Source organism: Pseudomonas sp. PGPPP1 (assembly GCF_002255865.1).
GTDB classification, from domain to species: domain Bacteria; phylum Pseudomonadota; class Gammaproteobacteria; order Pseudomonadales; family Pseudomonadaceae; genus Aquipseudomonas; species Aquipseudomonas cremoris.
The window spans coordinates 55,752-68,264 of the sequence record NZ_NKIG01000018.1; the positions used below are offsets into that span (position 1 = coordinate 55,752).

Genomic DNA, 12,513 nt, shown 5'->3' on the forward strand with positions numbered 1-12,513 from the left:
AAATGTGATGAAAAAAAACAAAGTCGGGCGCATTTCTCCTCTAAAGAGTGCGCTATCGAATGAACGCCTGGGAAATTTCCTACAAGCACAAGGAAATTTCCTACTCTTTTGTTCCTCCCAGATCCCTAGATTTACGACCTCACCGAGCCACTGACCTGAGGTCAGCCACAGCTCGACCAGGATGCCATTGGCATCTTCATCGCCGAGTTGGCGGTTAGTCTGAGGTACAGAACATGCACACCCTTCACCCGAAACGAGCGTCGATATTTGCCCTGTCGCCCCTGGCGCTGGCGGTTCTCATGTTGCAACCCATGCACGCGCAAGCGTTTACGTCGATTGTCAACGCCGGTGCAGTGGTGGATGGCGAGACGGTGACGGCTGGACAGCAAACCATCAGGGCCAACGGTACGGCCAACACTACGTTAATCGAGGAAACGGGAACCCAGGTGGTGTTTCAGAATGGCATCTCAAATGATGCGACGGTCAATGGCAGCCAATTGGTGCAAAGCGGTGTGTCCAATCGCACTGTCGTCAACGCGGGCGGCTCACAAGTCGTGAGCGCCGTCGGCACGTCCAACGGCACCATCCTCAATGGCGGAACACAGACCGTGCAAAACTCCAATAGCCGCGCGATTGGTACAGAGATCAATGCGGGCAGCCTGCAAACCGTCACATTTGGCGGCGCGGCGGTCGATACCGTCATCAATAGCGGTGGAACGCAAAGCTTGAACAATATGGGGTCGGCACTGAATACCCTGGTCCTGGCCGGCGGTGTGCAGACTCTCGAACGCAATGCGTTGGGCGGGGTGGTTGCGACCAATACGCGGATCGACGGTGGGGTTCAAAACGTTTCCAGCTACGGCACTGCCAACAACAGTACGGTTAGCAACGGTGGCCAGGTCAATCTTTTCGAGGGTGCCCAGGCCAATGGCTTGGTCGCCGACGCGGGCGGTACCGTCAATATCATGGAAAACGGTGTTAAAACCGTAGATTCCCTGACGCTCAACGGCGGCCGCCTAGCCTTTGTGCCAAGCACCGATGGCAGCTTCAAGACGTTCACCGTCAACGCCCTGTCCGGCAGCGGTAGCATCCTGATGAACACCGATATCGCCAGCGCGCAAAACGACGTGTTGGTGGTGGAGGGGGCTGGGTTGGCGAGCGGTAATCACACCTTGATCGTGGCGGACTCCGGGCATGAGCCGAGCGCGGCGGACGGTCGCTTGCTGCTGGTGGACACCAACGGGGGCAGCGCAAAATTCGACCTGTATGGCGGGCATGTGGATGCCGGTGCATTTCGCTATGGCTTGCAGCAGGAAGGCGACGATTGGGTGTTGGCAAGTACCGGCAAAAGCTCGGCGGCAGAGCGTCTTTCTTCGGGGGCCAATGCGGCTATCGCGGCACAGACCGCCAGCGCGACGCTGTGGAGTGCGCAGATGAATGCGCTGGTCAAGCGCCTGGGCGAGTTGCGCATGGGCAAGGATGAGGGCGGGGTGTGGACCCGCGCCATCAGCAAGCGATTCGACGTGAGTGAGCACTCCAGCCGCGCTTACACCCAAGATATTTCCGGCGTTGAGGTCGGCGCCGATAAAGCCTTCGCTGTGAACGCTGGCAAGGTATACGTCGGTGCAATGGTCGGTGCGGCACGGTCGGACCAGGATTTTGGTGAAGGCGCCTCCGGCACCACTGACAGCAAAATGTTTGGCGTCTACGCCACCTACCTCAATGACAACGGTATTTATGTCGACAGCGTGTTGAAGTACAGCCGCTTTGACAACGACATCAAGATGCCGACCAATCTGGGGCAGTCGGTAAAAGGTTCCTACACAACTAACGGTGTGGGCGCAGATATCGAAGTGGGTAAACACATCAAGCTTGGTGATGGCTGGTTCGTCGAGCCTCAACTCGAACTCACGGCGACCCGTACTCAAGGCGCCAACTACACTGCAAGCAACGGCCTGAAAGTCAACGCCGACGATATGGACTCACTGCAAAGTCGTGTGGGCTCGCTGTTTGGCCGCAGCTTGGCGTTGAGCAATGGCATGAAGGCCCAACCCTACGTCAAAGCGTCCTACATCACTGAGCATGCTGGTAGCACTAAGGTCAGCGTCAATGGCAACAAGCTCGATGCAGAGTTGCCGGGTAATCGCGTAGAGCTGGGCTTTGGCGGTGTGTTGCAGGTCAGCGAAAAGAGCAAGATATCCCTGGATGCCGAGTACGCGAAAGGCAACTCCATCGAACAGCCATGGGGCGTGAACCTGGGTTATCGCTACCTGTGGTAAAGCTGCGGTGTAGACTGGCCACTCGATAGCGAACCGGCATTAAGGAGTGTGCAGTGAAGTTTCTAGCGGTGGCAGTGCTCAGCCTTTTGCCCTTGTGGGCCCAGGCGATAGAGGTAGGTGAGCGGGTTGTGCCCTGGACCTTGCTGGATCAATTCGACCAGGCTTACACCCTGGATGATCAGGCTCGGGTTCTGTTGGTTGCGCGCAGCATGGATGCGGCCAAACAAGTGGATGCTGCCTTGCAAGGTCAACCCAAGGGGTACCTGGAATCGAAGCACGGTGTATTTGTTGCCGACATCCAGCGCATGCCCCGGTTGATCGCCAAGCTGTTCGCGGTGCCTGCCATGCAGTCCTACAACTATCGGGTAATGCTGGACCGTGACGCGCGTATCGCACCGCGTTATCCGGGGCCTGTGGATAAAGTGCTATGGCTGCAATTGGATAACGGCAAGCTGGTTGCACAACGTGAGTACAGCTCCGCCGCTGATCTGCGCCAAGCCCTGGAGCAGGTGAAGCCGTGATCAGTGCCGCGGTGCTGGCGCCGCAAAGCCTCGGCATCGGCTGGGTGTTGTATGCGCCGGTATTGGTGTGGGCGATTCTGCGTTCGCCGTGGGTGGAGCTGTTCGCCGACCGCCGACGCCAGCACCTGTTGTTCGGCACAGTATTCGCGTTGTTCATGCTGTGGTTGGTGCGACGGGATTTCGATACGGGTGTGTCCTATCACTTCATTGGCATGACTGCCGTCACCCTGCTGCTTGATTGGCCCCTGGCGATTGTTGGAGGCTTTGCTGCCCAACTGGGCTTGATGTTGCTGGGACGCCAGGATCTGGCAGCGCTCGGCGTCAACGGCTTGTTGCTGATCGGGCTGCCGGTGCTGGTTACCGAAGGCTGCGCACTGTTGGTAGAGCGTGCACAGCCGCGCAATCCCTTTGTGTATATCTTCTGCTCCGGCTTTTTTGCTGCTGCGCTGTCGGCGTTGCTCTGCCTATTGGCCGGGCTGGGGTTGCTGTGGTTTGACGGTATTTTTGCGATGCCGGAGTGGCTAGAAGATTTCGTCGGCTACCTGTGGCTGATCATATTTCCAGAGGCCTTCATCAACGGCATGGTGATCAGTGCCCTGGTGGTGTTTTGCCCTGAATGGCTGGAGACGTTCAACCGCACTCGCTACCTCTCGGCAACCTGGAAGGATGACGAATCGCAGCGTTGATCCAGATCAAATCCCGCGCCCCCCGGCAAGCCCATGCTCTGCAACATTCTTCCAGGAGCACGGATCATGAGTGTGTACGAGTGGGCACGGCAGGAGTTGCGCAGAAGCCAGGATGCAGCACAGGAAATCGGTTTTGACCCAGGCTTGACCCTGCGCGCGATGCTCAGTGCGGTGGTGCAGCAGAGCAAGGGTGTGCGAAGTTTCGAAGACCTGGCCGACGAGCTGCAATACCTTGCAGAGAACCTCGACGACCAGCAGGAATATGCCTTTATGCGCCCTTAGTGGCGTGGCGGCAGGTCTTCGGAAAACAGCTCGTCTTCGGCATCGGGAGCCACCGGAATCTTGTGTTCTTCAGCCGCCCAGGCGCCCAGGTCGATGAGTTTGCAACGGTCCGAGCAGAACGGCCGGTTGAGATTGGTCGCTTTCCATTCCACGGGTGCACCGCAGGTTGGGCATTCGACGGTCAAGGGTTGGCTCATGATCGGCCTCCACGCAAAGTAAGGTAAAAGTGGTGCAGTCGTTCGACCTCGCTGTGCAGCCAGGCAAGGTCCTGGTCATTGACCAGCACATCATCGGCATGTTTCAGGCGTTCTTCGCGGCTGGACTGGGCCTTGAGAATCGCCTGCACCTGCTGTTCGCTGATGCCGTCGCGCTGCAGGGTACGCTGAATCTGCAGTGATTGCGGCACGTCGATCACCAGGATGCGCTGGGTCATGCTGTGCTGGCCGGACTCGACCAGCAATGGCGACACCAGGATGGCGTAAGGCGAACGAGCGCGCGCCAGGTGGCTGCGAATCTCCTCGCCAATCAACGGATGCAACAGGGCTTCCAGCCAGCGGCGCTCTTCGGGTACTTCAAAGATCAGTTTGCGCAGCGCAGCACGGTCCAACTGGCCGTCAGGCTGCAGCACGCCGGCACCAAAATGTTCGGCAATGTTGGCCAGCGCCGGGCGGCCAGGCTCGACGACCCAGCGGGCGGCATGGTCGGCATCCACCAGGTCGATGCCCAGGTCGATAAAGTGCTGGGCCGCCGCGCTTTTACCGCTGCCAATGCCGCCGGTGAGGCCAAGAATCCAGGGTGTTGCAACAGAAGTGGTCATCTGAAACCGACAGACTGCAAATAGAAGTCGGTTATTTGACCACCCCAGAGCAATGCAATCCAGCCGGCAATCGCCAGATACGGACCAAATGGCATCGGAGTCGACGCCTGCGTCTTGCGTATCCGCATCAGTATCAACCCGACAAACACCCCAACCAACGACGACATCAACAGCGTCATTGGGAGGATCTGCCAACCGCCCCAGGCCCCCAGCAACGCCATCAACTTGAAGTCACCGTGGCCCATGCCGTCCTTGCCGGTGGCCAGCTTGAATAGCCAGAACACGCTCCACAGGCTCATGTATCCGATCACGGCGCCCCACAAGGCGTCGGGCAGCGTGGTCAGCAAGCCGAACCCATTGACGATCAGGCCCAGCCACAGCAGCGGCAGCACCAGTACATCGGGCAGCAATTGATGGTCGGCATCGATCAGGCTCATCGCCAGCAACCCCCAGCTCAGCAGCATGACCGCACCTGCCTGCCAGCCGAAGCCGAAATGCCAGGCCACGAATGCCGAGATCAGCCCGCACGCCAGTTCCGTGAGTGGGTAGCGCGGGCTGATCGCCGCCCGGCAATGGGCGCAACGACCCCGAAGTATCAGATAACTGAGCAGCGGGATGTTTTCCCAGGGTCGAATGGGGTGATTGCAGTGCGGGCAGCAAGAGTTGGGATGCATGAGGTTGTAGGTCGGCCCGGCAGGCTCTGCAGGTAGGCCGAGTACTTCGTGGGCCTGGGCGCGCCATTCGCGCTCAAGCATCTTTGGCAGGCGCCACACCAGCACGTTGAGAAAACTGCCGACGATCAATCCCAATGCCAACGCGAGCAGCACGAAGGCCAGCGGGTGTTCACTCAGCAGCGCACTCAAAATGCGCTCCCCAACTGAAACACCGGCAGGTACATGGCGATGACAAGTGCCCCGACAATCCCGCCCAATACCACCATGATCAGAGGCTCCATCAGGCTGGTGAGGGTGTCGACCTGATTGTCTACCTCAGTCTCGTAATGACTGGCGACTTTATCCAGCATGTGGTCCAGGGTGCCTGACTCTTCGCCGATTGCCGTCATCTGGATCGCCATGCCGGGAAACAGGCCGCTGCTGGCCATGGATTGATTTAACTGCATGCCAGTGGATACATCGTGACGCATATGCTCGATTGCCTGTTTGAACGGCTCATTTCCCGCTGCCCCCGCCACTGAATCCAGCGCCTGCACCAGCGGCACGCCAGCCGCAAAGGTGGTGGACAGCGTGCGGGCATAGCGGGCCACGGCCGAATTTTTCAGCAGTTTGCCTGTCAGGGGCATTTTCAACAAACCGGCGTCCGTCCAGTGGCGGAAATCTGGACAGGTTTGATAAGTCTTGCGCAACCCCATGCCCGCTCCGACCAGCCCAAGCGCCATCATCCACCAGGCGTGCTGCATGAACTCGGAGAGCGCGATGACCTGCAAGGTGAAACTGGGCAACTTGCTGTCCACCCCGGCGAAAAGATGCTGGAACTGCGGCACCACATGGATCAACAACACGCCAGTAACCACGCTTGCAACCACCAGTACCGCCACCGGGTAGGTCATGGCTTTTTTGATTTTGGCCCTGAGCTGCTCACCCTTCTCCCGGTGGACCGCCACACGCTCCAACAGCGTTTCAAGTGCTCCGGACTGTTCGCCAGCGGCCACCAGGTTGCAATACAACGGATCGAAATGGCGCGGTTGTTTACGTAAGGCGCCGGCAAGGCTGCTGCCGCTGGCGATTTCCTGTTTCAGGCCCAGCACCAGTGCGCGTACGAGGCGGTTGTCGAAGCCTTCGCTGATGATGTCGAACGCTTGCAGCAGAGGGATCCCTGCCCGGAGCAAGGTGGCCAATTGGCGAGTGAGCAGGGTAATGTCCGCGGCTTTGATTGCTGGGGCAAGGCTCGGTAGCGCCGCCAGCTGCCTGCGCACACGCCCGGGGTTGATGCCTTGTTGGCGCAGTTGGGCCTTGATCAGGGCGGGGTTGTGCCCGCGGGTTTGCCCGGATACCCGGCGGCCTTTGCGGTTGGTGCCTTCCCAGGCGTACAGCGTCGAAGCGTTATCCATCTCATGGTTCCGCACAGAGGTCGTCGAAGATTTATAGCTTAGTCAGGTGACGACTTTGGGCTGGCCGGTAACGGAGGATAAAATGTCAGAATGTGCGTCTTGCAGGCGCTGGGGCGCTTGTGGATGAGTACACTGGCGCCGCTGCACAACGCGGGGCGCAGGACGCGCCTCGTCATGAGATCTATCCTGGAGAGTGAATGTGATACGTCAAAAAGGTTTTACCCTGATCGAGTTGTTGATCGTCGTTGCAATCATCGGCATTTTGGCCACCATTGGCCTGCCGATGTACACCACCCATCAGGCCAAGGCCAAGTTCACCGCCGGCCTGGCAGAAATTACCGCGCTTAAAGCCGGGTACGAATCCACTATCAATCAAGGCACCGTGCCGACCCTGGCGTTGATCGGTGGCACCAGCGACACCACCGCCAACTGCAAGATCGCCGTGACAGGCGACGTGGCCACCGGCGCCGGCGCGATCAGTTGCGAAATTATCGACGCCCCGGCGCCGGTGCTGAACAAAACCATCACCCTCACGCGCAGCGCCACCACCGGCTGGGCCTGCACCACGACCGCTGAAGAAAAATATGTGGCCAAGGGGTGCGGCACCAACGGCGCATAACTGCTAAACCATCTGCATGGACGTAGAGGTGGCCGATGGCGTTATCCGTACAGCAACGTGGCAAAGTTTTCCTGGTAGTAACGGTGTGCCTGTTAGTCGTTGGGGTGTGTGTTCCGTTCAGTGGGCACGACCTGCAGCGGGTGATGCAGATTGCCATCGGGTTTTGCGCAGTGCTGTATGGACTGTCGGTCGCCCCCAGCGAGCGGTTGGTGGACCGCCCGACCGCCCTGGGCCTGGCGCTGATTATCGTGCTGGGGTTGCTGTCCTCGGTGCTGGCCCACCAACCCCTTTGGGCGTTCACCGAGGTGGCGGTGTTAATCAGTTGTGGGGCGATCGCGGTGGCGTTTGCCCTGCTTCGTCGCCACGGCGGCGAAGCGTTGGACCGGACCCTGATCCTGGTGGTAACGGGGTTGTGCCTGATCAAGTCGATTCAATACCTGCACGCAGGCGGGCTCGCATTCACCAGTGGCGCGTCGACGCTCGACCCTGACTCGCTGCTGTCCGGCTTTTCCAACAAGCGCTTCTACGGCCAGTTCCAGACATTCACCTTGCCACTGCTGGCGCTGCCCTTGCTGATCCCCAATGTCTCACGCGCCTGGCGAGGCGCGGTGTTTGCGTTGCTGTGCGTCTGGTGGTTGATCGCTATCAGTGGTGGTACGCGTGGCACCTGGCTTGGCATGGTCGTCGCGGGTGTGGTCTTGGCGGCGCTGGGGCCTTGGGGGCGACGCTGGTTGGGGTGGCAACTGGCTGCGGTGGTCGGCGGGGTGTTGTTGTACGCGGCGGTATTCACGGTGCTGGCGGACTACTTGGGAGTCGAGATCGCCAGCGCTGCCAGTGACCGCCTTACCACCTCGCTGTCGGGTCGTGGTCCGATCTGGTGGCAGGCGTGGCATATGCTCGTGGAGCGTCCTTGGCTGGGCTTCGGACCGATGCACTTTGCCGATATTGCCAACAAGATTGCCGCTCATCCACATCAGGCCATTCTGCAATGGGCCAGCGAATGGGGTGTGCCATCGGCGTTGTGCGTTGCGGTTTTGGCGTGGCGGGGCGGTTGGGGCACGGTGGCTCAGGTGCGTAAACGGATGTTGTCTACCGAGCGTGCAGACCTGTTGCGGCTATGCCTGCTTGCCGCGTTGATCGCGGCGTTGGTGCAGTCGATGGTCGATGGCGTGATCGTGATGCCCAATTCCCAGGTATGGCTGGCGTTGGTGGTGGGCTGGCTGATGGCGCTGCATGTATGGCGAACCCCGGCACCGACGGCGTCGCCGTTGGCTTGGGGCGTGTGGAAAGCGCTGACGGTAGTGTCCGTTGGTCTGCTGGTCTTTATTGTCGTTCGCGACCTGCCTCAGATCAATCAAGCCCAGCAGCAGTACCTCAACACCCATGACAACTTACTGCAGCCGCGTTTCTGGGCCCAGGGCGTGATTGCCCGCTGAAGGCCGCAAGTTGCCGGACGCCCAATGCGGTGCTAGCTTTAGCCCACCGCCCGTGTAGCTCAGCCGGTAGAGCAGCGCACTCGTAACGCGAAGGTCGCAGGTTCGATTCCTGTCTCGGGCAAAGAGGCAACACTGTTCCAAAGGCAATGTTTTCAGATGATCCCAGAATGGTTCTGAAGGCCAGACGTGCCGGCATTCGTGCCTGCTCTTTTGTATCTGCGCAACCTTGATGACCCAGATGCATCCCCATTCCTCGATCCAAAGAGAACAACATGACCACGACTGAAATGACCCAGGAAGTTCGGCATCAAGCAGCCCTCGAAAAATACCTCGAGGAATCGCCGCAGCTTAAAGAAGAGATCAAGGATCTAAGCGCTGATGATCAGCGTGACCAGATCCAGTGGGCATTCGAGGACGAGGCCGAAAGCCAGGGCTATCAGCCTTGGGAACTGACCCTCAAGTACACCTCGACACCGGAAGAGTTCGAAGCGGCACGGCTGGCCTTGCACAAAGAGGCAGCGGAGGTGCTGGGGGTTGAATGGGACGAGTATTGCGAGATGAATGATCTCGTCGTCTGAATGAGTGAGCGGGTTTGCCCAGCGCGGGGCAAGCCCGCTCACTACAAGGCTTTAGATGCTTAGGCGCATCGACAAATCCACTGCCTTCACGTCCTTGGTCATTGCACCGATGGAGATGTAGTCCACCCCGGTTTCAGCAATGGGCAGCAGGGTGCTTTCATTGATTCCGCCGCTGGCTTCCAGCTTGGCCTTGCCACCGTTCAGACGCACGGCTTCACGCATGTCTTCCAGGCTCAGCTCATCGAGCATGATGATGTCGGCGCCCGCCGCCAGTGCTTCGCGCAGTTCTTCCAGGCTTTCCACTTCAATTTCAACCGGCTTGCCTGGTGCGATCTTGTGGGCGGCGCTGATGGCTTGGGCGATGCCACCGCAAGCAGCAATATGGTTTTCCTTGATCAGGAACGCGTCATACAACCCGATGCGATGGTTGTGGCAACCGCCGCAGGTTACGGCGTACTTCTGCGCCAGGCGCAGGCCGGGCAGGGTTTTGCGGGTATCCAGCAGCTTGACTTGAGTGCTGCCGACGAAATCCGCCAAGTACTGGGCGCGAGTCGCAACGCCGGACAGTAGTTGCAGAAAATTCAGCGCGCAACGTTCGCCACTCAGCAGCGATCGCGCCGGGCCTTCGAGTTGGAACAACGCCTGGTTGGGGCTGACGCGTTCGCCGTCGGCCACCTGCCAATGCACGGCAACCCGCGGGTCCAGTTGGCGGAACACGGCATCCACCCAGGCCGTACCGCTGATAACAGCCGCATCACGGGTGATGATCGTGGCTGTGGCCAGCCGTTCGGCCGGGATCAATTGCGCGGTGATGTCGCCGCTGCCGATGTCTTCCAGCAGTGCACGGCGCACGTTGGCTTCAATTTCGGCGGTGAGGTCGGCAAGACGGAGATTCGGCATAACAGGCTCCACAAACAAAGTGCCCCGATTATAGGGGCAGTGCGCGTTTGAACCCAGCGGCCTGCTCATTTACGACCAAATGGCAGAGTGCACTGGCGTAACGACCCCCGTTTGCAAGATAATCCCGCGCCTTGCAATTGGCGTCATAGCTTTGACGTCCGCCAATACCGCCGTTTCAGGAGGCCAGGATGCACAATGACGGAAAGGTGGTGCCGATCAACAAGGCACACGCCACGCCATCGCCGCTCGCCCGACTGCCGGTGGTGTTGCTGCAGGTTCGCGACAAAGCGGCGCAACAGTTGCAGCAAGGTTTGCAGGAGCTGTTCGATAACGCCGACGACACGTTGTTCGAAATGGCGGATAAAGCCCGCAGCAACGTTGACCATCATATTTTCTTCGAAGCCATGCGTGACTTGCGCCTCAAGCGCAAGAATTTCGAGCGCGTGTTCATGGAACGGCTTTTCGAAGCCTTCGCCAGCCTTAGCCTGGCCGGGCGTGGCGAGCGGCAACTGGTGCCGGTGGTGTCGTACGAAACGGCGCCGGGCACCTCGAAGGACGAGTTGGAAAAAGCCGTAGCCCTTGAGGCCATGCTGGGCCGTGTGCGCCACCGCGACGGTCTGGCCCTGGGGCAACTCACCACGCGCTTGAGTACCCTGCTAGGTAATCGCCTGGATGACCGTGAGAATCCCCTTGGGCCCGCGTTGCTGTGCGAATGCTTCCTGCGGGCAGGGCGCAGTCTAGGCGTAGAAATCCGCGTCAAGCTGATCATGCTCAAGCTCTTTGAGAGATACGTGCTCAGCGACGCCGACCAACTGTACGGCGAAGCCAATCAATTGCTGGTTGCGACTGGCGTGTTGCCTGGGCTCAAGGCTGTGCCGTCGCGACGCCCGGGTGGGCGTGCGGCCCGTGAACTTCCGCGTGAAGAGGCAGCGTCGAACGCTGATCAGGCTGTCGGTGAGAGCGGCCAGCAAGCGTTTGCTGCCCTGCAAGGGTTGCTCACTGCAGTACGCGGTAGTGTTGCGCCGACCCTTGAGCCTGGCGCCGAAACCCTGCCGATTTCATCTCGCGACCTTTTACGTCTGCTCTCGCATTTGCAGCAATATGTGCCGGAGCCGGACGCCGAAGACGATTTTGACCTGCGCAACCAACTTGAGCAGTTGCTCACCCGAGTCAGCGTCAAGAGCGGTAAGTCACGGGTTGTAGAGGCTGCGGACGAAGACGTGATCAACCTGATCGCGATGCTGTTCGAATTTATCCGTAACGACCGCACGGTGCCGAACGCCTTCAAGGCGTTGATCGCCCGCCTGCAGATCCCGGTGTTGAAAGTCGCGGTGTTGGACAAGAGTATTCTCAGCTGCGCCAGCCACCCGGCGCGGCGTCTGCTCAACGAGGTCGCGGCTGCCGCCATGACGTGGAGCCCGCGCGATGACTATCAGCGCGACACCCTGTACCTGCGCATCGAGCAGGCAGTCCAGCGTTTGCTCAACGAGTTTGTCGACGATCCAGCGATATTTGCCCAACTGTTGGCGGAGTTCCGCGTGTTCACCGCTGAAGAGTGGCGGCGTAGCGAGTTGCTTGAACAGCACACCCGCGACACTGAGGAAGCGCGCTTGCGTACTGAGGCGGTGCGCCAGCGAGTAGCCGATGTGCTCAATCGACGTTTGTTGGGGAAGGTCTTGCCGCGCTCGGTCTTGCAGTTCTTGCAGCAGGCCTGGAGCCAGGTGCTCTTGCTCGCCAACCTCAAGTACGGTGAGCAGTCGGTGCAATGGCAAACGGGGTTGCGCACCATGGATGAGTTGGTCTGGAGTGTCAGCCAGCAGGGCAACACCGAGCTGATTGCGCAGGTACCGAAGTTACTCAAGGCGCTGCGTGACGGCCTGACCAGCGCCGCGTTCGACCCTTTCAGCACCCGTGAGTTTTTTCTGCGTTTGCAGGCCCTGCACATCCAGGCGCCAGAGGGTGTCGACGAGTTGGTCGAAATACGCGAGCCTTTTTTGCTCAGCGCCATGTCGCCCGAACTCGCCGTAGACCTGCCAGACAGTGATCCGGACCTGCTCAAGGTTCATCAATTGCGGCTCGGTGGTTGGGTGGAGTTCGACGACCACGAAGCCAGCACCCAGCGCTGCAAGCTCACCGCGATCATGACACCGGCCAACACTTATATTTTCGTCAGCCGCATGGGGCTCAAGGTCTTGGAACGGAGTGCCGGCCAACTGGCGCTGGCGTTCAAGCGAGGCGCGCTGCATAGCTTGGACGACGGGCCATTGTTCGAGCGGGCGCTGGCGGCGGTGGTTGGCAGGCTGCGTCAACTCAATCGCGGCAAGTGA

General features: G+C 59.7%; 13 protein-coding genes and 1 tRNA gene. 9 read left to right on the plus strand and 5 right to left on the minus strand.

All coding sequences use genetic code 11. From position 1 onward, the window contains the following. The first annotated feature begins 233 nt into the window (after window positions 1–233). The 4 genes from CFE47_RS19705 to CFE47_RS19720 all read left to right on the plus strand — a co-directional run bounded on the left by CFE47_RS19705 (window position 234) and on the right by CFE47_RS19720 (window position 3,768). Window positions 234–2,279, plus strand: coding sequence for an autotransporter outer membrane beta-barrel domain-containing protein (locus CFE47_RS19705; RefSeq protein ID WP_286839630.1), 2,046 nt, complete (start codon window positions 234–236; stop codon window positions 2,277–2,279). A gap of 53 nt (window positions 2,280–2,332) precedes the next feature. After that, window positions 2,333–2,800 carry an FAD/FMN-containing dehydrogenase gene (locus CFE47_RS19710; RefSeq protein WP_286839631.1) on the plus strand — a complete coding sequence of 156 codons (468 nt, stop codon included), beginning with the start codon at window positions 2,333–2,335 and terminating at the stop codon, window positions 2,798–2,800. Further along, window positions 2,797–3,486: an energy-coupling factor ABC transporter permease gene (locus tag CFE47_RS19715; RefSeq protein WP_286839633.1), complete on the plus strand. Its 690-nt coding sequence runs from the start codon at window positions 2,797–2,799 to the stop codon at window positions 3,484–3,486. The genes CFE47_RS19710 and CFE47_RS19715 overlap by 4 nt, the downstream gene beginning before the upstream one ends. A 66-nt stretch (window positions 3,487–3,552) precedes the next feature. After that, a complete protein-coding gene (locus CFE47_RS19720; RefSeq protein ID WP_003171680.1) occupies window positions 3,553–3,768 on the plus strand; it encodes a hypothetical protein in 216 nt (71 codons plus the stop codon). Here the strand turns inward: CFE47_RS19720 and yacG are convergent. From yacG to CFE47_RS19740, 4 genes are read right to left on the minus strand one after another with little or no spacing between them, the layout of a single operon-like run. Continuing rightward, window positions 3,765–3,965, minus strand: a complete 201-nt coding sequence (gene yacG / locus CFE47_RS19725) for a DNA gyrase inhibitor YacG (RefSeq protein ID WP_017845472.1) — start codon at window positions 3,963–3,965, stop codon at window positions 3,765–3,767. The two genes, CFE47_RS19720 and yacG, sit on opposite strands and share 4 nt — an antisense overlap. Then, complete coding sequence (coaE, locus tag CFE47_RS19730; RefSeq protein WP_286839638.1) at window positions 3,962–4,585, minus strand: dephospho-CoA kinase; 624 nt, start codon at window positions 4,583–4,585, stop codon at window positions 3,962–3,964. The genes yacG and coaE overlap by 4 nt, the downstream gene beginning before the upstream one ends. After that, the gene (locus CFE47_RS19735) at window positions 4,582–5,448 is read right to left on the minus strand and encodes a prepilin peptidase (RefSeq protein WP_286839640.1); all 867 of its coding nucleotides are present in this window, start codon (window positions 5,446–5,448) and stop codon (window positions 4,582–4,584) included. Before CFE47_RS19735 ends, coaE begins: the two co-directional genes overlap by 4 nt. After that, window positions 5,445–6,653, minus strand: a complete 1,209-nt coding sequence (locus CFE47_RS19740; protein WP_286839642.1) for a type II secretion system F family protein — start codon at window positions 6,651–6,653, stop codon at window positions 5,445–5,447. Before CFE47_RS19740 ends, CFE47_RS19735 begins: the two co-directional genes overlap by 4 nt. 202 nt (window positions 6,654–6,855) lie before the next feature. Between CFE47_RS19740 and CFE47_RS19745 the strand changes: the two genes are divergently transcribed. From CFE47_RS19745 to CFE47_RS19760, 4 genes are all read left to right on the plus strand, one after another. Next, complete coding sequence (locus tag CFE47_RS19745) at window positions 6,856–7,272, plus strand: pilin (RefSeq protein ID WP_286839739.1); 417 nt, start codon at window positions 6,856–6,858, stop codon at window positions 7,270–7,272. A gap of 35 nt (window positions 7,273–7,307) precedes the next feature. Continuing rightward, window positions 7,308–8,708 (plus strand): O-antigen ligase family protein, encoded by a 1,401-nt coding sequence (locus tag CFE47_RS19750; protein ID WP_286839644.1) that lies wholly within the window; start codon window positions 7,308–7,310, stop codon window positions 8,706–8,708. Window positions 8,709–8,756: 48 nt separating this feature from the next. After that, window positions 8,757–8,829, plus strand: a tRNA-Thr gene (locus CFE47_RS19755). Between the two features lie 151 nt (window positions 8,830–8,980). Next, window positions 8,981–9,286 carry a DUF6388 family protein gene (locus tag CFE47_RS19760; protein ID WP_185708305.1) on the plus strand — a complete coding sequence of 102 codons (306 nt, stop codon included), beginning with the start codon at window positions 8,981–8,983 and terminating at the stop codon, window positions 9,284–9,286. Between the two features lie 51 nt (window positions 9,287–9,337). Here CFE47_RS19760 and nadC read toward each other — a convergent pair whose 3' ends face one another. Then, on the minus strand, window positions 9,338–10,186 hold the full coding sequence (gene nadC / locus CFE47_RS19765; RefSeq protein ID WP_286839647.1) for a carboxylating nicotinate-nucleotide diphosphorylase: 849 nt from the start codon (window positions 10,184–10,186) through the stop codon (window positions 9,338–9,340). Between the two features lie 188 nt (window positions 10,187–10,374). Between nadC and CFE47_RS19770 the strand changes: the two genes are divergently transcribed. After that, complete coding sequence (locus tag CFE47_RS19770) at window positions 10,375–12,513, plus strand: DUF1631 domain-containing protein (protein ID WP_286839649.1); 2,139 nt, start codon at window positions 10,375–10,377, stop codon at window positions 12,511–12,513.

Bases quoted from the DNA above. Each gene is read 5' to 3' on its own strand.
- CFE47_RS19760 (WP_185708305.1), top strand. From the start codon at position 8,981: ATGACCACGACTGAAATGACCCAGGAAGTTCGGCATCAAGCAGCCCTC.
- CFE47_RS19705 (WP_286839630.1), top strand. From the start codon at position 234: ATGCACACCCTTCACCCGAAACGAGCGTCGATATTTGCCCTGTCGCCC.
- yacG (WP_017845472.1), bottom strand. From the start codon at position 3,965: ATGAGCCAACCCTTGACCGTCGAATGCCCAACCTGCGGTGCACCCGTG.
- CFE47_RS19770 (WP_286839649.1), top strand. From the start codon at position 10,375: ATGCACAATGACGGAAAGGTGGTGCCGATCAACAAGGCACACGCCACG.
- CFE47_RS19740 (WP_286839642.1), bottom strand. From the start codon at position 6,653: ATGGATAACGCTTCGACGCTGTACGCCTGGGAAGGCACCAACCGCAAA.
- nadC (WP_286839647.1), bottom strand. From the start codon at position 10,186: ATGCCGAATCTCCGTCTTGCCGACCTCACCGCCGAAATTGAAGCCAAC.
- CFE47_RS19750 (WP_286839644.1), top strand. From the start codon at position 7,308: ATGGCGTTATCCGTACAGCAACGTGGCAAAGTTTTCCTGGTAGTAACG.
- CFE47_RS19720 (WP_003171680.1), top strand. From the start codon at position 3,553: ATGAGTGTGTACGAGTGGGCACGGCAGGAGTTGCGCAGAAGCCAGGAT.
- coaE (WP_286839638.1), bottom strand. From the start codon at position 4,585: ATGACCACTTCTGTTGCAACACCCTGGATTCTTGGCCTCACCGGCGGC.